22 protein-coding genes are annotated in these 21,659 nt (G+C 46.6%); 1 reads left to right on the top strand and 21 read right to left on the bottom strand.

All coding sequences use genetic code 11. The features are described from left to right. Positions 1 to 4: 4 nt before the first annotated feature. The 17 genes from B5E64_RS13100 to B5E64_RS13180 all read right to left on the bottom strand — a co-directional run bounded on the left by B5E64_RS13100 (position 5) and on the right by B5E64_RS13180 (position 13,495). Complete coding sequence (locus B5E64_RS13100; protein WP_087168918.1) at positions 5 to 463, bottom strand: signal peptidase I; 459 nt, start codon at positions 461 to 463, stop codon at positions 5 to 7. Next, positions 456 to 1,580: a hypothetical protein gene (locus B5E64_RS13105; RefSeq protein ID WP_087168919.1), complete on the bottom strand. Its 1,125-nt coding sequence runs from the start codon at positions 1,578 to 1,580 to the stop codon at positions 456 to 458. Before B5E64_RS13105 ends, B5E64_RS13100 begins: the two co-directional genes overlap by 8 nt. Continuing rightward, a complete protein-coding gene (locus tag B5E64_RS13110) occupies positions 1,577 to 3,574 on the bottom strand; it encodes an isopeptide-forming domain-containing fimbrial protein (RefSeq protein WP_087168920.1) in 1,998 nt (665 codons plus the stop codon). The genes B5E64_RS13105 and B5E64_RS13110 overlap by 4 nt, the downstream gene beginning before the upstream one ends. Further along, positions 3,571 to 4,104 (bottom strand): hypothetical protein, encoded by a 534-nt coding sequence (locus B5E64_RS13115; protein ID WP_087168921.1) that lies wholly within the window; start codon positions 4,102 to 4,104, stop codon positions 3,571 to 3,573. The genes B5E64_RS13110 and B5E64_RS13115 overlap by 4 nt, the downstream gene beginning before the upstream one ends. A gap of 18 nt (positions 4,105 to 4,122) precedes the next feature. Beyond that, entirely contained in the window at positions 4,123 to 4,776 is a 654-nt protein-coding gene (locus B5E64_RS13120; RefSeq protein WP_087168922.1) for a TasA family protein, read from the bottom strand. Positions 4,777 to 5,031: 255 nt separating this feature from the next. Beyond that, positions 5,032 to 5,211: a DUF4250 domain-containing protein gene (locus B5E64_RS13125; protein ID WP_087168941.1), complete on the bottom strand. Its 180-nt coding sequence runs from the start codon at positions 5,209 to 5,211 to the stop codon at positions 5,032 to 5,034. A 19-nt stretch (positions 5,212 to 5,230) separates the two neighbouring features. Then, complete coding sequence (locus B5E64_RS13130) at positions 5,231 to 5,788, bottom strand: 5-formyltetrahydrofolate cyclo-ligase (RefSeq protein WP_087168923.1); 558 nt, start codon at positions 5,786 to 5,788, stop codon at positions 5,231 to 5,233. Continuing rightward, on the bottom strand, positions 5,754 to 5,987 hold the full coding sequence (locus tag B5E64_RS13135; protein ID WP_087168924.1) for a DUF896 domain-containing protein: 234 nt from the start codon (positions 5,985 to 5,987) through the stop codon (positions 5,754 to 5,756). The genes B5E64_RS13130 and B5E64_RS13135 overlap by 35 nt, the downstream gene beginning before the upstream one ends. 18 nt (positions 5,988 to 6,005) lie before the next feature. Further along, positions 6,006 to 6,389 carry a hypothetical protein gene (locus B5E64_RS13140; protein WP_087168925.1) on the bottom strand — a complete coding sequence of 128 codons (384 nt, stop codon included), beginning with the start codon at positions 6,387 to 6,389 and terminating at the stop codon, positions 6,006 to 6,008. Between the two features lie 46 nt (positions 6,390 to 6,435). Beyond that, positions 6,436 to 7,248: a pyridoxamine kinase gene (locus B5E64_RS13145; protein WP_087168926.1), complete on the bottom strand. Its 813-nt coding sequence runs from the start codon at positions 7,246 to 7,248 to the stop codon at positions 6,436 to 6,438. Between the two features lie 11 nt (positions 7,249 to 7,259). Beyond that, positions 7,260 to 8,909, bottom strand: coding sequence for a polysaccharide biosynthesis protein (locus B5E64_RS13150; protein WP_087168927.1), 1,650 nt, complete (start codon positions 8,907 to 8,909; stop codon positions 7,260 to 7,262). 11 nt (positions 8,910 to 8,920) lie between these two features. Beyond that, entirely contained in the window at positions 8,921 to 9,442 is a 522-nt protein-coding gene (gene ybeY, locus B5E64_RS13155) for an rRNA maturation RNase YbeY (RefSeq protein ID WP_087168928.1), read from the bottom strand. 1 nt (position 9,443) lies between these two features. Continuing rightward, positions 9,444 to 10,454 (bottom strand): PhoH family protein, encoded by a 1,011-nt coding sequence (locus B5E64_RS13160; RefSeq protein WP_087168929.1) that lies wholly within the window; start codon positions 10,452 to 10,454, stop codon positions 9,444 to 9,446. Further along, complete coding sequence (locus B5E64_RS13165) at positions 10,417 to 11,652, bottom strand: sporulation protein YqfD (RefSeq protein ID WP_087168930.1); 1,236 nt, start codon at positions 11,650 to 11,652, stop codon at positions 10,417 to 10,419. The genes B5E64_RS13160 and B5E64_RS13165 overlap by 38 nt, the downstream gene beginning before the upstream one ends. After that, on the bottom strand, positions 11,646 to 11,978 hold the full coding sequence (yqfC, locus tag B5E64_RS13170) for a sporulation protein YqfC (RefSeq protein ID WP_242960197.1): 333 nt from the start codon (positions 11,976 to 11,978) through the stop codon (positions 11,646 to 11,648). Before yqfC ends, B5E64_RS13165 begins: the two co-directional genes overlap by 7 nt. A gap of 73 nt (positions 11,979 to 12,051) precedes the next feature. Further along, the gene (locus B5E64_RS13175) at positions 12,052 to 12,543 is read right to left on the bottom strand and encodes a pyridoxamine 5'-phosphate oxidase family protein (protein WP_242960199.1); all 492 of its coding nucleotides are present in this window, start codon (positions 12,541 to 12,543) and stop codon (positions 12,052 to 12,054) included. A gap of 40 nt (positions 12,544 to 12,583) precedes the next feature. Continuing rightward, a complete protein-coding gene (locus tag B5E64_RS13180) occupies positions 12,584 to 13,495 on the bottom strand; it encodes a tRNA-dihydrouridine synthase family protein (protein WP_087168932.1) in 912 nt (303 codons plus the stop codon). A gap of 99 nt (positions 13,496 to 13,594) precedes the next feature. Here B5E64_RS13180 and B5E64_RS13185 point away from each other — a divergent pair, with 99 nt between their 5' ends. Further along, positions 13,595 to 14,425 (top strand): polysaccharide deacetylase family protein, encoded by an 831-nt coding sequence (locus B5E64_RS13185; protein WP_087168933.1) that lies wholly within the window; start codon positions 13,595 to 13,597, stop codon positions 14,423 to 14,425. A gap of 80 nt (positions 14,426 to 14,505) precedes the next feature. On the opposite strand, the gene B5E64_RS13190 is transcribed toward B5E64_RS13185, so the two are convergent. The 4 genes from B5E64_RS13190 to B5E64_RS13205 all read right to left on the bottom strand — a co-directional run bounded on the left by B5E64_RS13190 (position 14,506) and on the right by B5E64_RS13205 (position 21,443). Beyond that, entirely contained in the window at positions 14,506 to 16,845 is a 2,340-nt protein-coding gene (locus B5E64_RS13190; protein ID WP_087168934.1) for a L,D-transpeptidase family protein, read from the bottom strand. A 14-nt stretch (positions 16,846 to 16,859) separates the two neighbouring features. Then, the gene (locus tag B5E64_RS13195) at positions 16,860 to 20,276 is read right to left on the bottom strand and encodes a hypothetical protein (protein ID WP_087168935.1); all 3,417 of its coding nucleotides are present in this window, start codon (positions 20,274 to 20,276) and stop codon (positions 16,860 to 16,862) included. Between the two features lie 64 nt (positions 20,277 to 20,340). Then, positions 20,341 to 20,943 carry an HD domain-containing protein gene (locus tag B5E64_RS13200; protein WP_087168936.1) on the bottom strand — a complete coding sequence of 201 codons (603 nt, stop codon included), beginning with the start codon at positions 20,941 to 20,943 and terminating at the stop codon, positions 20,341 to 20,343. Then, positions 20,928 to 21,443, bottom strand: coding sequence for a hypothetical protein (locus B5E64_RS13205; protein ID WP_087168937.1), 516 nt, complete (start codon positions 21,441 to 21,443; stop codon positions 20,928 to 20,930). Before B5E64_RS13205 ends, B5E64_RS13200 begins: the two co-directional genes overlap by 16 nt. Between the last annotated feature and the right edge of the window lie 216 nt (positions 21,444 to 21,659).

A 21,659-nucleotide genomic window follows, 5' to 3' on the forward strand; every position in this document is an offset into this window, starting at 1 on the left:
GCCGTCAAAATTTCTGGTGAACTATTGTTATCATGCGGATTCCGCTGTAAAAAAGCAGGATTCCAAGTGTTTTCCACGAAGTGATCTTTTCATACCAGACCGCTCCTTTAGGGAGACAGAATAAAAGTGTTCCAACTACGTTTGCGGGATCTGCCATGCTGAAATCCTCGTGTTCATTGGCATCTCCCTTTGTAACGAGCCCTTCGGATGTCTTTTCAATCAGGCGGTGCAGCACCAGCTGATCATTCTCCGTCCGAAAGGCAATCACATCACCAGGCACGACAGCATTCTCCTTACATTGTCGGATATAGGCCATATCCCCTTCCAGAATCTCAGGTGCCATGGAGCCGGATAATACCCGGACAGGCAGGATTCCAAATGTGGTCGGGCAGGCGAACAGAAGAACATAGCATGCCGCACACAGAATCAGAATGGTATCCAGCCTTCGGAACCACTTATTCATCAGCTCTCCTCTTTCTGATCAGGAGGAGAACCAGACAGGCTGATCCCATCAGCAGCAACAGCAGAAACAAATGGCTTTCTTCTCCGGTTTTCACGGTTTCCCGCCGCTCCTCCTGCAGGAAGTCTGCCTCCTGTGTCTCGGAAACTGCCCGGAATGTCCATGTCATCTGACCATTCAGAAGCCGATAGAGATTATCCATCTCTTCCGGGAAATGAAGCGTGAACATCAGACTGTCTTTCTCCTCCGGTGAATAACGCCCAAGCAGGGCAAACTGATCTGTCTGGTATTCCTGAATGGTTCCCTGATACAAAATTGCACCGCTGCTCTTTTCTATTTTGAGTTCCACCGGATTTAACAGGGTTTGCTCCTCCGAATCCAGTTTCCAGTATACCGCTTCTGTCTGCTCACACCCGTTTTCAATCTGAATTTCTCCCTGAACCGTATCTCCGGGAACGACCGTTCCCAGTTCCGAAAAGAAGCTGTCCGGTACGGTGATAATCCGGTCCCCTTCCACTACAACACGACAGAGCCCTTTTTGAGGTACCGCTACACGAAGCTGGTTTTCTTTTTCCTCTTCCGAAACTTTCTGGACTCTCGTATCTCCCCATGGATTTTCCGATTCAAAATCCGGTGTGAAATTTCGGCTTTGAATCGCATCGGCTGTCACATAAATACGGATTTCATCCTCCTCTTCCTGCTCCCATGTTTCCGGAAGCATAAACGCAGTAAACAGCTCCTCCTTTTCACCGTGTTCTAAAATTTTCGTATCATAAAAATACTCTCCCTTTTGCACACAGTCATCCGGCAGGCCCCGAAAAGAAGCGGAAGGTATTTCCCGCTTACTTTCTGCTTCCGCCCTTATACGGTAACGGATAAAACAGTCTTCCCCCAGGTTCTCAATCTCTGTAATCATGGGAATCTCCTGCCCCGGCAGAATGTCTTCGACATCTTCCCATTCCTGCTTTTTTTCAGCGTCACCGTACCGGTTCATCCGGATGCTGACCCCGCCGGACTGGATATCCGTTGTCACAGAAGCCTCTTGTTCCGCTGCCGCCGCATGAATACCGCCAAGCATCCAGATGGCAGCCATCACTGCAAGTTGCCTTCTTTTTTTCACCTTCCCACCTGCTTTCCAAATACATTGATCTCAAGATCATTGTGGCTGAAATCTCCATAATTCACCAGTTCGTTGCAGAATGTTGCCTTTGCCGTATCGTGATCCTTTGTGTCCAGCCTGACTGTACTGCCCTCGATGCTTCCATTTTCCACCTCTTTAATTCCTGTCATCCGGTATCTGGAAACCGGAATTTCCCGGACCGTCCAGATCCCGGCAGGGATCTGCATGATAAAGGACTTCCTGTAAACACCGTCTTCTTTAAACTGTTCCGGAATTTCCAGCGCCTCATAATACGTCCGGCTGATTCCGTTATAATCTGTTCCCGTGATCTGGAATAAAAAGACAGGAGTTCCAAATTCGTCCCATTTTCCTTTTACTTCTTTTGTGATTGTAAGCACGGGATTTTTTTCGTATACGACCCGGATATGATGATCTGCATTGACTTTTGTAAAAGAATAACCCGAAATGTGCTGATTTTTATCGGTTTCTTTCTGATCGACGGTAACCGACTTCAGATAGTATCCCGGAAGAGGAGAATAGGTGACCTGCATCGTTCCTCCCGCGGGAACTTTCAGATTGGAAGCGGTAATCGAACCATTCTTCGCTTCCGTTGTGATTTGATAATAGAAGGATGTCTTGACCTGCTCTGTTTCTTTCGGTGTTTTCTGATCTACGCTCAGCCCGGCTTTGTTGGATACCACATTGGATTTCCCGAAGATGTACTCCGGCCGCTTATGAACCTGAATGCGTATTTCAAAACTTCGACCATAGATCCATGCGGAGGACGTATCTCTTGCAGATACTTTCACCTGATCCGATGTCCCTTTTGTTATCTGGATATGAAATTTTGTGCTGACATCCTGCTGATTGTCCGCATCATATACAACGACTTTCTCCACCGTCAAAGCCTCCGGCATCGGATCTGTCAGAACCAGACTCTGATAGTAGTCAGCCGGCTGACATTCCGGCACTTTAAAATTAATCCGGTATGTAAACGAGTCCTCTCCATGGACTTCTGTCCGGTCTACGCTCTTTACCGGAACCGGCGGAGTAAACGGACCATATCCTCTTGCGGAACCTGCAATCCATCCAAGTATTGCTCCCGCATTCGTTGATTCTTCTACACTTGATTCTCCGACCAGATGATCCCGAAAACGTTCGTAATCTTTCTTTACTTTTTCCGACACATACCTGGTATAGGTAAAGCTGTCCGGAAATGCGACACCGCCGCCAACACGAAGGGTAAATGCAGAAGCATTTTTGTACTGTACCTGTACACTGTCTTTTTCGTATTCATTGGAAGCAATATTGTCCGCATAAAAATAGTAAAATCCATCCCGGTCGATATAATATACCCGGCTGTCTTCCGGAACCGCAAGTCCGGATATGGCATCACTTTTTTTCACGCCGAAGATCTGTCCGAAATCCAGATCATCCGCCCGGTAAGTCATATTGACGGCAAGGGGACGTCCCTGATCATCCAGAATCTCCATCTTTGCCTCATACCAGATATCGCTGAAGATCAGGCCGTAAAAATCTGTCGTAAGAGAAAGTGAGACCCCGAGAACCGGATAATACCGTTCCCCCGACTCTGTCCGGTAAGACGGCCAGTCCGTAAAGGTGATCCTGAGATTCGTATTTTTCCCTTTGTAACTTCCCATATTCGTCAGATAGCAGGAAATCTTTCCCTTCTGAGCATCGCTGGTCACCATCTGTCCCCACCGTTCAATTCCGTTTCCTGTCTGATGAATCAGCTGCGGATCGGCGATTCCACTCGTATCTTTCCAGGTACAGGTTGTATGTTCAGTCCTTTTCAGTCGGAAGGAAAAGCTGGAATCTTCCTCCTCCCCGTACTGTTTCACTGTAATCGGTGAACCGGCCTGTTCTGCCGCCTCCAGCGCACTGACATGACCTGCACTCCTTACATTGACTGTTCCTGTACAGGCCAGCAACAATGCCAGAACCAGTCCCTTTTTCCATCTGCTCTTTTTCATACACCACTCTCCTGTTCTCCCCGGATGGAAGCAAATGCTTCCTGGGGCGTCTGAAATCCCTGCGCCTGTACTGTCTCCTCATAAATCAGAATCCGAAATGTCTCTTCAGTCTTTCCGGTTGTTACGCTGGTAAAGAGCGGTTCTGTCTTTTTCTTTCCTTCCAGAACTGTCCGGTAGTAATAATAGCCGTCCGCCTGTTTTTCCGTCCAGTGTTTCGTGTCAAACGCAATGGACAGCGGGATCTCCGACTGATCTTTCTCTACAAAAACCCGGACGTAACATGGCGTGTCGGTCTGATTTCTGACAGAAACGGTTTTGTTGTAAGTTGTATCCGGGGTGACCGTATCCGGCGGATCGAATTTCTCTTCAATCGTAGATGTATTATCACCGACCTGAAGTACATTGTTCTTTTCATTGCGGTCCGCGAAATAAGCTGACACTTCCGGCATATGAATCAACTGTACCACTATTCCGGTCAGCACCAAAACCGCCAGAGCCCGGCCACAGGGAGTTCGTTTTCTTTTTCTCATTGTAATCTCCCCTTCTGTTTACTGGTTCTGTTTCATGTAAATCTGGAATACGTCTGAAGGTACTTTGGACTCTCCAATGTGTTCCGCCTGAATTGCGTAGCTTTTCACCGGAATATTCAGCGTTTCTTCGTCAATCTGCCCCTCAATGGCATTGACCAGAGTAACACTGTCAAAAAGTGGAGTCGTCGTCTCTCCTTTCTTCAGAACCGTACACTGGGTTTTTGTTCCATAGGCGTAAACATAGCTTCTTGCCGTCACCTTCCCCGATGTGGTAATATCGGAGCTCCGGACTTGTACCCATCCGTCATTTACTTTATAAGTAAAGAGCTCTGTATCTGCTGCCGGCAGCTTTTTCCCGTCTGGACCTACCGTAATAATCTTTTTCACCGGAACCTGAATTTCCAGAAATGCGTACGCATCATTCGCTCCGGTATTGGTGATTCTCGGATCCTTTTTGATCGTCTGGTTCGGTGTAATATCTGTTTTTTCGTCCGATGGAACATCTTCCCACTCCGGCTCCTCCAGATCTGTTTTTACACTTCCTACAGTCAATGTATTGGTTTTCTCCTGGGTATCCGTAAAATACGCGGAAATCCCGCCAATCGCAGCAGTTGCTGCAGCCACTGCCAATGCAATGACCGTGATGTGTTTCCATATTCTTTTTTTTCTCATAGTATTTCCTCCATGTCATATCTACTGGCTGCACAAAATATGATCAGACAATCAACGGCCTCACCCCCTCTGAACATGAAGTTTTCTTTTCTTCGGGATTCCGAAACAGAATTCGTCTCGGTCTCAAATAGATAAATATAGAAAAATAGATCAGGGCAATGATCTGCCCCTGTTAGAAATGTCTAAAGTATAGCATGCCCTCCGCAAAAAAGCAAGAAAAAAGACTGCCTATTTTGCAGTCTTCCTTTTGCTTTCTTATACAAATTGATTCCGCTTCGGATCGTACTCATAGTCGATTCCGGAAAGCGTGCTGCAAATCCAGTCTTTTCCAACTTGAAGATCTTCGCACAGCGCATCCAGAGTCGGATAAAAATCCCGCAGTTTCATATTTATGGTTCCAAGAAGCATCACTGGATCTTTTGGCAGGTCTGCCATCATCTCTCACATCCTTTTCTTATTCGTAACAATGCTGATCGGTAACTATGATCCGTGGCCGGATATCATACGGTCCGGCGGGTATCTGTTCCACAATCTGCTCTTCAAAGCAGACTGCCGCAGTCTCAAGGCCCGGATGGTTTGCCAGATACCGGTCGTAAAACCCGCCTCCATAACCGATCCGGTTTCGGTTCCTGTCAAAAGCCGCTCCTGGAAGAATCACAAGCGCCTGCTCCTGTGGGTCTTCTTCAAAGGCAGGGCACTCCGCTCCCGGTTCCTCGATTCCAAAACATCCCTGTTCAAAATCTTCCCATGTCCGGACCAGAAAAAACTCCATTGTCTTTCCTTCCACACGGGGACAATAGACTCTCTTTCCCGTCTTCCAGGCCTGTTCCATCAAAAGAGTAGTCTCTGCTTCAGACCGGAAATGGCGGTAAATTAAAATAGAGGACGCCCCTGCAAAACAGGGCATCCCGCAAAGCCTTTTTGCAATCCGGATACTTTTTTCTCTTCGCTGTTCTTCCGGTATCCTGTCTCTCCTATCAAGAACCTTTTTTCTGATTTCTTTTTTTTCCATATTTTTCACCAAGATTAACAATCGTACCGTCTTTTTCTTTGATTGAAATATTGTTCAGCTGTCCTCTGAGATTTTCACGAAATGATTCGATGTATTCCTGACGCAGAATTTTCTGCTCTTTCTTCTCCTCCTCAGTCAGCCCCTCTGCTTTTGACTTATGGTATAGCTCATTAATTCTTCTGATTTTTTCTTCTTTCATCTTTTTGTACCTTTCCCGTCAACTGGAATAATTTTCCAGAAATCCGTACAGTTTTTCCACTGTCCGGATTTCCTTTCCCTCCTGAATTTCCTGCCTAATATCTTCAGGCAGATCTTCTACAACAATATTGGTATATTCATAAATCGTTTCTTTATCTGATCTATATACGGCGACAAATCCGTTCAGATCCATAAGGTAAAAAACTTCCCCTTTACTGACATCACCTTCCGCCGCCACGACGTCCTCCTCTTCTTCTTTTACAGATTTCATGATTTCCTGTTTCAGTCTTGCTTCCTCTTCTGCCTGTCTTTTTGAATACTGAAAGCTAAACTGATAAGCCGCGCCGATCAGCGCAACGCAGCCGAGAAAAAGGACGAAAAGTCCGATACTGTATTTTTTCATAGAAGCACACTCCTTTTTTATACAGTATCTGCCTTCTCGCTGAAATTTATACAAGTTTTCCCAGAAGACGTTCAAACGGAAGTCCTGCGCGTTCTTCGCCCGCTTCCACTGCTTTCGCCCTTAAGCAGTCCGCAACAAATGCATGGGCCTTCCGCGCAGAAGCCTCAAGCGAAACGCCGCCAAGGAGAGCTCCGCATAGTACCGCGTCAAACAGATCCCCGGTACCATGAGAATGATACGGAATCTCCGGTTCTTTGCAGATTTTGATGTTATTTCCTTCCAGAACCGCCATGCCGATCTCATCTTCTCTTGCTTTTGTTCCGGTAATGACACCGTCTTTCATTCCCATTTTCCGAAGTTTCTCCACAACTTTTCCCAGTCCTTCTTCCGACTGACATTCGGAATAGGGAATTCCGCTCAAAAAGGCCGCTTCCGTCAGATTCGGAAGCAGAAGATCCGCTTTCCCAAGAAGGGGAAGCAGGGCTTCCTTATATGTTTCATCAAAATTAGAATAATATTTTCCGTGATCCCCCATAATCGGATCCAGAATCACCAACGGCCTGCAATCCATCTCCAGAAGTCCGGAAACGGTCTGTGCCATTTCCGTATTTCCCAGATACCCGACAAAAATACAGTCAAACTGGATCTGTTCTCTCTGAAAATGTTTAAGGCTTTCTTCCAGATACGTCCCCGGTACCGGAAGCATTTCCGGCCTGCCGAATCCTCCGGTATGGGTTGACAGCAGCATGGTCGGAAGCGGACATACCTCCATTCCCATAACACTTAAAACCGGAATCATATTCATCATGGCCGCTTTCCCGACCGAGCACAGATCATGGATCAATAACACTCGTTTCATCTCGTGCACCTCTATTTTAACAAATGTGCTTTCTGCAGAACTGCCGCAATTTTCGCGCCCTTCGGAAGTGCAAGAATCTCCGCTTCTGTCAGTCCGCCGATTGCAAGGAGGCTGACCGCATAGATGCAGACTCCAGCCACAATCGAAATGACCGTTGCAACAGCATCACTGATCACAAGAGCCAGTACAAACTGAAGTACGAAAACAACGACCCCCATAATGACAGCAGCTACTGCCGGGTATACAAAGGTCCGTTTCTTTTCCTGTACGTATCCGACCGCTTCCCGAAGATCATGTGAATTTAAGATGCACATGGCAAGACCAAAGATCACCTTACTTGCAACAACTGCATAAATGCTCCAGTGGAAAAATACAAGCATGATAAACAGGGAAACAACATGAATCACAAGGGAAGTCGCCGCATTTTTCACCGGTGACATCATCTTGTTGACTCCCTGCAGCACTGCATTGGTCAGAGTAGATGCCGCATAGAAAATGATCGAAATTGCACCGATCCGGAACAGATTTGCTGCCACTGTATTATCAATAGATCCCCAGATCAGATCCAGCATCGGCTTTGGTATTACGATAAACGCAACTGCACTTGGCACTGCAATCAGCATGGTTACGCGCATTGCCATCTCAATCTTCTGATGCACCTGCTCCCGGTTTCCGTTCTCGTATGCACGTACAAGCGGCGGTACAATCGATGAACCGAGCGCATTAGCCATGAAAAGCGGCACGTTAAACAGCGTATAGTACTGTCCCAGACTTCCAAGCAGATCCGCGCAATGCTCCTCTGAAAATCCCTGTGCGGACATAATGCTGCTGAACATGGCGCTGTCAATCACATTCTGAATATTGTATACGGTAGAGCTTAAAATAACCGGTGCGATCGTAAGAATCAGCACTTTGAAAATAAATCCGAAGCTCTCCACCTCCACGGTTTTGTCCCGTCTGATTTTATTCCGCAGTTTTCCGCGATACGCATAGAAAATCAGCACAAGGAAAATCAGTGCGATCAATCCTCCGGCAATAACGCCAAGTGTAGCACCTGCAGCTGAAAAAGCCGGCCCGTAAAGATCATCTCTTTGCTCAGAGCCTACGGTTTTTCCGTACTGAAGCAGAATATATGCCCCGATGATACTGACAATCGCATGAACAACCTGCTCCAGAATCTGTGATACCGCTGTCGGCACCATGGATCCGCGCCCTTGGAAAAATCCTCTTAAAACTCCCATCACGGAGACAATGACAAGTCCAGGTGCCAGAACCCGGAGCGCGTAGGCACTCATGCTCATCTTCATAACCCCGCCTGCAAGAACATCTGCTCCAAAGAAAATAATCAGACTGACAACTCCACTTACCACTAATGTCAACAATAATGCCGATTTAAAAATCCGGAACGCATTCTTTTCCTGATTTTTGGAAAGTCTTGCGGAAACCAGCTTGGAAACCGCAAGCGGCATACTGTAAGAGGTGAGAATCAGCGTAATACTGTAAATCTGATATGCCACCTCGTAAAATCCCTGACCGGTCGTCCCCATGATGTTAAGAAGTGGGATCCGGTAGATCATTCCTATGATTCTGGAAATCATTCCAGCTGCAGCAAGGATTCCTCCCTGTACCAGAAATTCATTTCCATTTTTCTTTTTATCCATAAAACACCCCGCTATTTCGTTTCGTCTTTTGCAGTTCCTGACCTGGTAATTCCCAGGCGTTCCAGGATTTCATTTTGCTTCTTTTCCATAACAAGCCTCTCCTGCTCTTCCATATGGTCATACCCGAGCAGATGAAGCATGCTGTGCGCAATCAAAAAGGCGTACTCCCGCAAAGGAGAATGTCCGTATTCCTCTGCCTGTGAGAGTACTTTTTCCTTTGAAATCACAATATCTCCAAGAAGTGCTTCCCCGGTTTCCGGATGAAAGCAGTCCGGGCGCTCTTCCAGAAAATCGAATTCTCCCGCTTTTTCATAATCAATCATCGGGAAAGACAGTACGTCTGTCGGCCGGTCAATTCCTCTCTGTTCCCGGTTCATTTCCCGGATTGATTCATTATCGGTGAGCAGGATTTCTACTTCCGCTTCATATGGGAACCCCTCATAATCAAGAGTTTCCTCCACCACCTGCTCTGCTGTTTTCCGGCAGTCTACCGGAAGTCTGATTTCTGATTCTTCTTCTAAATATATCGTCATATCAACCTCTGTGTCTTATACTTTTTCTTCTGTTTCCACGCTTTCCGCTCTCTTCTTTTTTCTCGTAATTCTCATATGCCTTTACGATTTTCTGAACAAGCGGATGTCTTACAACGTCCCTGCTGGTCAGGCGGCAGACGCTGATCCCTTCCAGTCCGTTTACAACTTTGACTGCCACATCAAGGCCGGAAGTCTGTCCGGACGGCAGATCCTTTTGTGTCTCGTCACCGGTAATAACAACCTTTGATCCGAACCCGATCCGTGTCAGGAACATTTTCATCTGGGCCGGCGTTGTATTCTGCGCCTCATCCAGAATGATAAACGCATTGTCAAGTGTACGTCCTCTCATATAGGCAAGCGGAGCCACTTCAATGAGTCCTTTCTCTGAATTCTTTACAAAGCTCTCTGCCCCCATGATCTGATAAAGCGCATCATAGAGCGGCCGCAGGTACGGATCGATTTTGCTCTGCAGATCTCCCGGAAGAAATCCAAGTTTCTCCCCCGCCTCGATTGCCGGACGGGTCAGAATGATCCTTCCCACTTCATTATTTTTGAATGCTGAGATTGCCATTGCCATTGCGAGGTAGGTCTTCCCCGTACCGGCCGGTCCAAGTCCAAAGACAATCATATCCTTTTTTATTGCATCCACGTAGTTTTTCTGCCCCAGAGTCTTCGCCTTGACAGGCTTCCCCTGAACTGTATATGCGACAACCTCTTTATCTATTTCCAGAACATCGCCCTTTTCATCATCTTCCATAGCCAATGAAATGAGATAGTCTACATTTTGTTCTGTGATCACATTTCCCCGCCGGGACAGCTCCAGCAGCTTTTCCAGAATCTCTTCTGCTTTTCTGGTCCTTCCCTCTTCACCCATGATTTTGATCTCGCCGTTTCTCTCGATCAAAGTCACATGGAACGTGCGTTCAATTTTCTTTGCGTAGGCATCCAGCTGACCGAACACATTTGCCTCATGCTCAGCTGGTATCTGCATTGTTCTCTCCAAGATTCCCATGTTCTGTCTTTCTTTCCTTTCCGCATGATTCCAGAAGAATCAGTGTTCCTTTTGCTTTTGCACTTTGCGTGTCCTTGTATATTTTAACATCATTCTCCAGAATTTGAACCCCTTTTTTTCTTAAATCCTTGCAGAAGCGTTCAAATTCTCTGCTTAGAATCTCCTGACATTCCTTTTTTGTATAGGTTTTCTTCACTTCCCGGTACTGTTTCTCCTCCCGGACGCCAAATGAAAACGGGAGAGGAAAGCTTTTTGAAAACTGAGGAAGGATCTCAAACGAAAAGATTTCTTTTTTCTCCCCTGCTTCAACTTTCTGTCCCAGAACGTATTCTTTATCCGAGAAACGTAAGAACACCTGATGTTTCTTTCGTTTTTCATATCTCTTTACCGTATAGGATAAATCCAGCGTATCTTCATATGCTTCTTTTGTCTCCATCCGGATATCCGCATCCGCATTCTGGTACTGATATCCTACGACTTCCTGACTGTCATTTTTGATCTCCACACGTCCCGAAACAAGAATATCTCCGGTTTTTACTTCATCTCCGGCATGAACCATCGGAACACCGGACCTGGTGACAATCTCTTTGATCACGCCGTCCTTTTCAGCGATGAGATCGGTTCCTTCCTCTGTCATTTCCTCTTCCTCAATCTCTCTGGAATCACTGTTTTCCTTAATGTCAATCTGGATTTTACTGCCCTTCAGAGATGCCGACACCCAGATGACATCATCGTACTCTTTCCGGATCATCCGTGCAATCCCGGCACAGTCCACAGAAGAAGCCGGCATTCCGCAATGCACATCCTGTTTTCTTAAAAAAGCCAGAATGGTCTCATCCGTCCGGACATGATTTCCGTTGATCTCAATATTCCATATAAAAAGGGAAAGGATATATACGAGCAGAACGCAGCCCGCTGCTCCGGCAAAAAAAATCTTCCTTTTGCGGTGCCGGAAAAGGAAAAAAGGAAGTCCGATTTTCTCTATGATTCGTAAATTCGTGCCGGTTTTTCTGAGAATCGGTTTTAGTTTCTTCATGCCGGCTATTGTAATATTCATGTCATAAAAATTGCGGCCCGGCAACAGTCCCCAGACCGGAATCTTTTTGTATTTGCACAGATTCAGAAATCGTTCAGGAGAATATCCGGTGATCCGTATCCGGACATACCCTTTCACATACCGCAGGATCCGTGTCAGCAATGTGCATCCTCCTTCTTTTCAAACTCTACCTTCCAAATCTTCCCGGTAATTTTCATCTCATCGTTCATATAGTATTCTATGCACATTCTTTTTCCGATAATCCGGATCGTTCCGGATTTTGTTTTCACACGGATCAGTTCCTCCGTATATTCCAGAATCCCTCTATAATTTTCTATACAGATTTCACACTGTCCGGTCAGATGGATCAGCGGAAGCCCCATGATCACGTCTTTTGGTGCATCTGCAGTCTCCGCGATCTTTTTGCGGATCACGTCCCCTCGTGTCTCTTCCTGCCTGGTCTGGTCTCTTCGTCTGCTTCCCATCATGCTGCCGCACACCTTGCTTTTCTAGCAATATATGCGGCAGTCTCCAATCCTATACACCATCTGTTTCCAAAAGCTACTGTGCCTTTCTCTCCTTCCCGGTAAAAGAAAGGACCTCAATGCAGTACACATCCGCCGCTTTCAGCAGATTTTCATCAAATTTTAATTCTGCCTCCGGTGCCAGATGCTCCATAATCTTTTCGAAGCCGTAACGCTTTTCGCTCTCCGACTCCATCTTTCTGATCTTTCCCGTCCCCATAATACTCTGGTAGGCATATGAATAGGAACAGGTGTAATCTCCCCGGATCACCCCGCCTTCCCGGTCAAGTTCCAGCGCTGCTACCGGCTCTTTTGCAAAAGCCTCTGCTTTCCTCCCCTGAGCCGCGGAATGAAAATACAGTTTCCAGTCAAGTGTCCCGTCTTCTTTCTCCAGTAATTCATATCCATAATTCACCGGCACAATAAACATTCCTTCTTCATCCGCCGCGCCGATTCGTACAACACTGCATCCGTCAATCAGGTCTCTTAAAACCTCTTTGTCCCGAATCTCTCTTTTCTTTAATCTCATAGTCCGCATCCTGTCTTCCTCCTTTTTTTCTGATCATCTTCTATTCAAAATGCAGAAGCTCCGCATATTCTTTCAACGTATTTGTTCTGTAAATCTTCTGAATCATTTCCCGTTCTTCCCGGTGTACCAATGCACGGTATGTCCAGAATTCTTTCAGTCTCGACAGCACATGCCGCTCCTCCTGGATTTCTTTCTGATATGCGAGATAAAGCTCATACTGAAGCTCCATCCAGGTATGGGCCGGCCTGTGGTTTTGTTTAATTTTAGATAACAAAAGCGGATCGCCAAGTATTCCTCTCCCAAGCATCACCGCATCGCTTTGTGGAAATTTCTTCTCCCAGTCTTCGTACTGTTCTTTCGTAAAAAGATCGCCATTATAACATAATGGATGTCTGCTTTCCTTCATTGCATACCGGTAAACTTCTCGGTGCGGGCTGCCTTTATAAAATTCTTTCCCGGTACGTGGATGGAGAATCAGCTCCTCGAGCGGATACCGATTATACAAATCCAGCAGTGCTCCGAACTCCTCCACATCCCTCACTCCGATTCTGCTTTTAATGGAAATCCGGATATTGGATTTTTCAAAAATTTCATCCAGAAATCTGTGCAGACCGTCCGGATCTGCCAGAAATCCTGCTCCCCTTCCTTTCGACACCACACAGCGGGAAGGGCAACCCAGATTCAGATTGATCTCCTCATATCCAAGGCTGCCAAGATACGCCTCTGCGCTCAGGAATTCTTCTGTTTTATTTGTCAGGATCTGTGGAACCGCATACATTCCTTCATTATTTTCCGGAAGTACGTCCTGTCGCTGCCGTTTGGACAGTTTTCCATTCTCATTTGGCGTAAGAAAAGGGATAAAATATTTATCCATCGGTTCAAACAGCTTATGATATGTTCTTCTATAGATATGATCTGTGATCCCTTCCAGGGGAGCAAGATAATATTTCATGTTCGTGTATTCCTTTCTCTTTTCCTTTTCTGAGCCTGCTTCTATTTTCTTTTAATTCATCATACACTGAAACCAACAATATTTTCGGGAATCAAACCTATGAAACATGCTCCTGAATTAAAAAAAGCATTGCTTCTTCTCCTGCTTTTTGTAGCAGCCTACTGCGCCGGAACCGGCGTCGGATTTCTTATTTCCTCCTTCCGGGAAGCCCCGGCCCGGGAGACGTCTGCCGAAGCCTCCGGGAACTGGGGATTAAGCTTTCCAAACGAAGGAGAACGTCCCGTCGGCAATGCCGATATTTCCGAGCTCTCCGCTCTGAATGCCGCGTACTGTGAAGATACGGATGAAAAAGTCATCTACCTGACTTTTGACTGCGGATATGAAAACGGAAATACGGAAGCAATCCTTGATGCCCTGAAAAAGCATGACGCTCCCGCGGCTTTTTTTATTGTAGGCACCTTTCTTCGTGACAATCCGGACATCGTAAAACGGATGGTCAAAGAAGGGCATACAGTCGGAAATCATACGTGGCATCATCCGGATATGTCCGCCATCTCTACAGAAGGCGCTTTCCGCGAAGAACTGGAAAGCGTAGAATCTCTTTTTGAAGAGACAACCGGACAGAAAATGAGTCCGTATTATCGACCTCCGCAGGGGAAATTCAGTACCGCAAATCTACAGATGGCAAAAGAGCTGGGATACTCTACCTTTTTCTGGAGTCTCGCCTACGTAGACTGGTACGAAGACGACCAGCCCACCAGAGAAGAAGCATTTGAAAAGCTGCTCGGACGTATTCATCCCGGCGCAGTCGTTCTTCTCCACAACACGTCTTCCACCAACGCGCAGATTCTGGATGAACTGCTGACCAAATGGGAAGAAATGGGCTATCACTTTGCTCCGCTCTCACAGCTTGTAGAAAATCAGCTTTAGCAGAAGAGGGATATGGTCTTTGAACCGTATCCCTCTTTCTTATTCGTATTACTTTTCCATTCTGCCCAACCAACGGATCATCAGATCGTCGGGTCGGTCGGATCCCAGTTCTGATAAGCCGGAATCTTCGCATATACCGGTTTTCCAAGCGGTCCTGCTGCAGAACTGTTGTAAATGGTGACTGTTGTGCCGGAAGCACAGTTGTCATAAATCCATTTCGCGTCAATGGCTCTCAGCCGGATACATCCGGAAGATGCCCATGTTCCAAGTCTGTTGTACTGATTCGGCATCATTGTCCGGTTGTTGAAATGTGTGTATGGAAGAGAATGGAACAGGATGTGTCCTGTAATTCTCGTACACCATTGGCCCTGAGCCCCATACAGCGCATGCCAGCGATATTTGTCAGAGGTATGGAACGTACCGGTCGGCGTTCCTGCTCCCGGTGAACAAGCAAATGCCACAACCGGGATGATATATCCTCTGCTTCCATCTTTTGCATAAACTGTCACGCAGCTCATCTGTTTGTTAATCTTGATCAGATAAGAGGACTGCTTTCCGATGATATTACGGATATCTGTCTGTCTGACACCGGACTTATAATAATACTTATATCCGTTTTCGTAGTACCATCCATTCTTACTCTTCACAAATGGACGTGACGTGGAACCCGGTGCTGCCGCTCCTTTCTTTACCAGACGGATCTGTACTGCCTCCAGGCGGTAGCTGCATCCTTCGGTACCGGCGCTTGCACCGTTCTTTGCCCATCCGAGCCAGCCATACTGCTGCGCATGAACGCGGTAATAAATGTCAAAGTACTTTGCCATATTTCCTGTCAAGCGAATCTGAATCGCTTCCAGGCGAAGACTTTTTCCCGTTGTTCCGCTTAAAGCGCCATTCTTTTTCCAGGATGACTCCCACCCAAGATTCTGAATATGGGAACGATACTCAATATTTCCGCTAATATCCTGATTTGCCAGACGGATTTTGATGGATTCCATGCGTTTATACTGTCCGACGGTTCCACCTGTGCCCCCATCTTTCACTTCGCTTTTCCAGCCGTCATTCTGTACATGTGTCTGATAATATACAGATGGAAGCTGATGGAATGCAGATGCTGTACTTCCCGGCGCCGCTTTTCCTTTTACGACCAGTACCACCTGGAGTCCCTCCAGCCGATAGCCAAATCCGGCTGTCCCTGCACTCTCGCCATTTTTCGCCCAGCCAAGCCATCCAAACTGCTCCGCATGAACCCGGTAATACACATCAAAACGCTGTGCCATTTCTCCGGTCAGACGGATCTGAATTGCCTCCAGACGGAGAGCCTTTGCAGTCGTTCCGCTCATAACTCCGTTTGCTTTCCAGGATGATTCCCATCCAAGATTCTGAATGTGGGAACGGTATTCAATATTCCCGCTGTATGCCTGATCTGTCAGACGAAGCTTTACAGACTCCATTCGTTTGTACTGTCCAACGGTTCCGCTGATGCCACCGTTCTTTACTTCTTTCTGCCAGCCGATTGACTGAACATGAGACTGGTAATAAACCGACGGGCGCTGCCAGAATGCATCGGCCGTACTTCCCGGTGCCTGGCCTCCCTTTTCCACAAGAACAATCTGAATACCTTCCAGCCGGTAACTGAATGCTGCCGTTCCGGCACTTTCTCCATTCTTTGCCCAGCCAAGCCAGCCAAACTCCTGTGCATGAACACGGTAGTAAATATCATAATGCTGTGCCATCTCTCCGGTCAGACGGATCTGAACCGCCTCCAGCCGCAGTCCTTTTCCAACTGTACCGCTTGCAGCACCGTCTTTTGCCCATGCGGATTCCCATCCAAGATTCTGCACATGGGAACGGTATTCTACGCTGCCTTTGTAAGACTGATCCTCCAGACGGATTTTGAGCGTTTCCATTCGCTTGTATTCTCCGACCGTTCCGCTTGTAGCACCGTCCTGTACTTCATCCTGCCAGCCGTCTGTCTGAATCTGGGACTGATAAAAGATATGCGGCGTGCTGACTTCTTCTGTTTCCTCCGCCTGCACCTGCGGCACTTCCGCTGCTTCTGATTCTTCAGATACTGCTTCTGATTCCGAAGCAGTATCTGTCTGGTTTTCTGTATTTTTCACCGGTTCCTGCACATCGATGTCCGAATCAGTCTCTCCGGTTTCTTCCTGTTTATCCGCTACGGACTGGTCACCTGTCTCCCCGGCAGGTTCCACCGTCTCTTCTGCCTGACTGTCTTCGGATTCAATCAGAATCTCCTGCCCGCTTTCTGCCGGATTTTCAGCTGCCTGCTCTGATAAAACAGCTGTATCTGTTGTATTTACGGACGAATCAGCTGCCTGTACTGAAAAAGATCCCATTATCATTGTCAGGCTTAAAATAACTCCGGTCATTCTTTTCATGACCTTTTTTACATTCATAGTTCATTTCCTCCCTATTCTGTTACGGATGCAACTTTTATGTAGTTTCCCTGTGCATCCTGCCCGTAGTATGTAAGCTCTCCAGTATCTGCATTGAAAATTCCAATGTCGTATTTGCTCCTGCTTAAAATTTCATCCGAGAACTCAAGCAGATAGCAGTCTGCTCCATCCGGACATAATGCTGCAATCCTGCTGTCCACATTATCCGGATCAATTACGGAAGCAAACCAGTCAATTCCGGAATAGTCGATGCTGCCTGCCTGACCCAGCGCCTCTGACTTCGTCGAACTGAACAGCCCGCATGCCATTTCTCTGGATGCAGAGTTAAATGTACTGGAACTGTAACCGGACATACTGATTTCCGGATTGAAGAATAAAATCAGCTCTGCCGCCACTGAGGAATCTACGTCAATCATTCCCAGTCGCTCTAACTGCTCCTGTTTTGCCGGATACATTCCGGTCGGGGTATTTGGATGACCTTTGTAATAATAAACATACTCATCCCCGTAATAAAGCATTGTCAGTCTTGCATAGTTTTCAAATGTCTCTTCGTTGTATGCATAAGTACCTAAAAGCATCATGGATTTCTTATTCTGAATTTCGGATTCCGCAAAATATCCATCATTAAAATCATACAAGGCTTTAAAGGCATTTACGGTTCCCTCGCCTTTTGCCTGAAGATCCTGGAGCATTGTGTTAACATTTTTCACTGTCACATCTGCTTTGATCTTCTCGGCAAAAGCATTATTATCCCCGCTGGTGAACAGATTGTTTCGTGCTACCCACCATTCGGTTCCAGGTTCGCACGCAAGCACTGCGTACATACAGTCCCAACGCTTATGCCATCCCCATTCCGTTGCAACCTTTCCAGTCTCGTAGGCATCCTGTTTTGCACTCTTCCATTCATTAATCAGCTGCTGATGTTTTGCGGAAGGATCTGACACATTATAAGTCTTATTCATAATGTTGAATGTTCCGGAACCATCCGACATCATTGTAATTGTATATTGCTTATCCGGAATCCGGTTTGCATAAATCAGTGAATGAATCAGGGTACAGGTAATATCATTAATATACAGGTTAAACCTGGAATCCGGACTTACCTCATACAAATCCTTGACATACTGTGCATACATGCTGTAATTATATGTCTTCTGCATCTGTTCATCTGTAAGATAAGGCATTCCATAAACACCTTCCGGAAGCTGATCCCAGTTATACGCTGAAGGTCTGTCCAGCATTACAATCGTTGGAATTGTTTTTCCTGTCTCCGGAGAAGTGGTAATATCCCACAGGGACAGTGAAAAGTATACAACCGGGAAGGATGCGGAAACCGGTGCCAGGTTATATTCGTCTGCCTTTACGCCTGCGATCTGCTCTTCGGCTTCTATAATTTTCCCATTCTTTTTATAAGAAATTGAAACATAATACTTTCCGTAGTAGCCCACATTCATGTTGAATCCGGCGGATGATATACTGTTCAGATCCACTTCTTTCTTTACCTGACGGACAGTATTCCCCCGATATTTCATTGCTGCGGTTACTTCTATACTTGTAGCCTTTCCGGACTTTTTGAGCTGGTCAAGCTTATTCGGTCTTATATTAATTGATGTGGAATCTCCAATCTGTCCAATCTTCGTTCCCCATCCGGTTGTAATGTATGGATGGTCTGTCGAGCCGGGTGCTTTCGCGCCTTTTTCTACCATCTGAATTTCAATGGCTTCCATCCGTTTGGATAATCCTGTTGTTCCGGCAATCTCTCCATTTTTTGCCCAGTCAAGCCAGCCATAATCCTGCACGTGAACTCTGTAATACAGATCATATTGATCTGACACGGTTCCCGTCAGCCGGATCTGAAGCGCTTCCAGACGGAGTGATTTCCCAACACTTCCACTGACAGCTCCATTTTTCGTCCATTTATTTTCCCAGCCAAGATTCTGCACATGTGTACGGTATTCTACTTCTCCGGCAACATCCGCATTATTGATCTGAACTTTAATTGCTTCCAGGCGTTTTGCTTTTCCCTTTGTTCCGCTCATCGCCCCGTCGTTGACATAATTCTCCCAGCCGAGATCCTGTACATGAGACATATAGCGGATCATCATTTTCACATACGGTGTATCCGTTTTTCCAGGAGCCTTTTCTCCCTTTTTCACAAGCTGAATCTGAATTGCTTCCAGCCTGAGATTCAAACCGGAAGTTCCTGCGCTTTCTCCGTTTTTCGCCCAGTCAAGCCAGCCGTAATTCTGTGCATGGACTCTGTAATACACATCATACTGTTCGGCTATTTCTCCACTTAAGCGGATCTGTATAGCTTCCAGGCGAAGTGCTTTCCCTGTTGTCCCGCTCAGTGTTCCATTAGACTTCCATTCTTTTTCCCATCCGATATTCTGAATATGAGTCCGGTACTCTATATTTCCAGAAGGAGCTTCACTGTCCAGGCGAATCTTGATTCCTTCCAGGCGTCTGTATTTTCCAACTGTTCCACTGACTGCCCCATCTGCTGCTGAACTCTGCCATCCTGCCGTCTGAACATGGGTACTGTAGTTGACAAGCGGATGCACATAGGCATTTTCTGTAGTGCCTGGTGCCTTTCCTCCTTTATCGACAAGCTGGATCTGAATTGCTTCCAGACGTTTTGACTTTCCGGATGTTCCTGCATTTTCACCGTTCTTTGTCCATCCAAGCCAGCCATAGTCCTGCGCATGAACACGGTAGTAAACATCATACTGTTCGGCAGCCTCCCCGGTCAGCCGGATCTGAATTGCCTCCAGACGCTTTGCCTCACCTTCTGTTCCGCTCAAAGCGCCGTCTGCCTTCCATCCATTCTCCCATCCATACTTCTGAATATGAGAACGATACTGAATGCCGCCCGATACACCTTCCAGCTTAATTTCGATCGCTTCCATACGCTTGTACTCTCCGACCGTTCCGCCCAGAGCTCCGTCTGCTGCTTCTTTCAGCCAGCCTTTATCCTGTACATGCGTTCTGTATACTACATGTGCTCCCGCTGCTCTTTCAGTCTCCGCCGTTTTAGTCTGCTGTTCTTCCGGAGCTTCTGCTTTTGCAGCCTCTTCTGCTGTTTCCGGATTACTGTTCTCCTGCTCCTGAGTTTCCTCTGCAGCCGGCCTGGTCTCGTCTGAAGGCTGAGTCTCCGAAATCGTTTCTTCCTGAACATCGTCTTGCGACTCTGCCGGCAGTGCTTCCTCTCCGGAAGTCATATCCTGTGATTCTTCCGGCTCTTCCGAAGTTTCACTATTCAGACTGCTTCCTTCTTCTGTACCGTCCTGCTGCATGTCTTCCTGCATGGTATCTGTCTGAACTTCAGTCTGCCCATTCGGAGTTTCCCCGGCATAAACCGGGACAGATGACAAACACAGTGCTGCGCATAAAGATGCTGCAAGCATTCTCTTTAACTTTGTTCTAATCATTCCCTCATCTCTCCATTCCTAAGCAAAATTCCTGCTAACTTATTATAACGTACTTCTACCGGAACTACAAATCTTTCTGCGGCTTTATCCGGCCTTTTTTCAGATTTGGTTCCAGCCAGTTCTTCTGTGCATATTCCCAGAGCACAGAAGCGCCCTCACCCGTCCGCGCATTTCTTTTCATAATCTGGTCTATTGACACTTCGTGCTCTACCCATGCCTTCCCATCTGTAGCCGCATTGAGCATCATCGGCTGAAGATTGTCCATGGTCCGCGCAAATTTTGCTTCCGGTGTTTCTCTTGCCTCAAATTCCTTCCACAATTCCATCAGGTAATTACCCTGTTCCTCCGGAAGCAGCCCGAAGATCCGCTCAGCCGCTTTTTCTTCTCTTTCTTTCTGCGTCTTCTTGGCTTCTTCATCGTAGGCGTAGGTGTCTCCTGCATCAATTTCTACAATATCATGAATCAGAAGCATCGAAATCGTTCGGAGAACATCGATTTTTTCATTGGAATATCCGCTTAAGAGCAGTACCATAATCGCCATGTGCCATGCATGTTCTGCATCATTTTCTTTTCTCTCACCGTCCGTCAGATACGTCTGGCGTCCGATAAACTTTTCTTTGTCAATCTCTCTGATAAAATCAAACAGCTGATCTAATGCTTTATCCATCTTCGCTTCTCCCTGTCCAGTTCTCTCTGATTTGTGATCCGCACCACTTTGGATCCATACTTTCGCATCACACGTTGATACTCCATTTTTGCCTTCCCGCTTCTTCCCTGATAAAGAATCCAGAAAACAAATTCCAGATCCAGTTTCTCTGTACATCCTTCTGTGATGGAGGATCTCGTTTTTCCACGATACCTTCTTGCCCGTTTCCATGCCCGGTAAAGACAGACAAGTCTTGGAAAATCAAGGAAAAGAATGCGGTCCGCTTCCTGCATCCTGCGCTCGTATTCCATACTGTGATAGTTCCCGTCAATCACCCAGGAATCATGACTGTCAAGAAATTCCCTGACTATTTTCTGTTCCTCTTCTTTCGGACGTTCTATCCATCCGCGCAGCCAGTGAACCTTATCCAGATGAAGAAGCGGAAGCCTTCTCTTTTTGGCAATCCATGCCGCGATGGTAGATTTTCCGCAGCCGCTGTGTCCGATAACCGCTACCTTCAAGCTTTTTCCCTTCTTTCCTTTTCCATAGTTCTTCTTTTGCTACAGTATATTTTATCTGAAATTTCCCCTGATGTAAATGTCGGATCTTCATCGGATAGGGGAGATTTGACCCTCCCCTTCCACACCACGTAGCGTACCGTTCGGTACTACGCGGTTCAATAGTTTACACGTACTTTCAGATAGTGGGCAGTCATGGATGGATATCCAAGTCTGTCC

It is taken from the genome of Drancourtella sp. An12, from assembly GCF_002160935.1.
GTDB lineage: Bacteria > Bacillota > Clostridia > Lachnospirales > Lachnospiraceae > Sellimonas > Sellimonas catena.

Bases quoted from the DNA above. Each gene is read 5' to 3' on its own strand.
- B5E64_RS13100 (WP_087168918.1), bottom strand. From the start codon at position 463: ATGAATAAGTGGTTCCGAAGGCTGGATACCATTCTGATTCTGTGTGCG.
- B5E64_RS13110 (WP_087168920.1), bottom strand. From the start codon at position 3,574: ATGAAAAAGAGCAGATGGAAAAAGGGACTGGTTCTGGCATTGTTGCTG.
- B5E64_RS13115 (WP_087168921.1), bottom strand. From the start codon at position 4,104: ATGAGAAAAAGAAAACGAACTCCCTGTGGCCGGGCTCTGGCGGTTTTG.
- B5E64_RS13120 (WP_087168922.1), bottom strand. From the start codon at position 4,776: ATGAGAAAAAAAAGAATATGGAAACACATCACGGTCATTGCATTGGCA.
- B5E64_RS13125 (WP_087168941.1), bottom strand. From the start codon at position 5,211: ATGGCAGACCTGCCAAAAGATCCAGTGATGCTTCTTGGAACCATAAAT.
- B5E64_RS13130 (WP_087168923.1), bottom strand. From the start codon at position 5,788: ATGGAAAAAAAAGAAATCAGAAAAAAGGTTCTTGATAGGAGAGACAGG.
- B5E64_RS13135 (WP_087168924.1), bottom strand. From the start codon at position 5,987: ATGAAAGAAGAAAAAATCAGAAGAATTAATGAGCTATACCATAAGTCA.
- B5E64_RS13140 (WP_087168925.1), bottom strand. From the start codon at position 6,389: ATGAAAAAATACAGTATCGGACTTTTCGTCCTTTTTCTCGGCTGCGTT.
- B5E64_RS13145 (WP_087168926.1), bottom strand. From the start codon at position 7,248: ATGAAACGAGTGTTATTGATCCATGATCTGTGCTCGGTCGGGAAAGCG.
- B5E64_RS13150 (WP_087168927.1), bottom strand. From the start codon at position 8,909: ATGGATAAAAAGAAAAATGGAAATGAATTTCTGGTACAGGGAGGAATC.
- ybeY (WP_087168928.1), bottom strand. From the start codon at position 9,442: ATGACGATATATTTAGAAGAAGAATCAGAAATCAGACTTCCGGTAGAC.
- B5E64_RS13160 (WP_087168929.1), bottom strand. From the start codon at position 10,454: ATGGGAATCTTGGAGAGAACAATGCAGATACCAGCTGAGCATGAGGCA.
- yqfC (WP_242960197.1), bottom strand. From the start codon at position 11,978: ATGATGGGAAGCAGACGAAGAGACCAGACCAGGCAGGAAGAGACACGA.
- B5E64_RS13175 (WP_242960199.1), bottom strand. From the start codon at position 12,543: ATGAGATTAAAGAAAAGAGAGATTCGGGACAAAGAGGTTTTAAGAGAC.
- B5E64_RS13180 (WP_087168932.1), bottom strand. From the start codon at position 13,495: ATGAAATATTATCTTGCTCCCCTGGAAGGGATCACAGATCATATCTAT.
- B5E64_RS13185 (WP_087168933.1), top strand. From the start codon at position 13,595: ATGAAACATGCTCCTGAATTAAAAAAAGCATTGCTTCTTCTCCTGCTT.
- B5E64_RS13190 (WP_087168934.1), bottom strand. From the start codon at position 16,845: ATGAATGTAAAAAAGGTCATGAAAAGAATGACCGGAGTTATTTTAAGC.
- B5E64_RS13195 (WP_087168935.1), bottom strand. From the start codon at position 20,276: ATGATTAGAACAAAGTTAAAGAGAATGCTTGCAGCATCTTTATGCGCA.
- B5E64_RS13200 (WP_087168936.1), bottom strand. From the start codon at position 20,943: ATGGATAAAGCATTAGATCAGCTGTTTGATTTTATCAGAGAGATTGAC.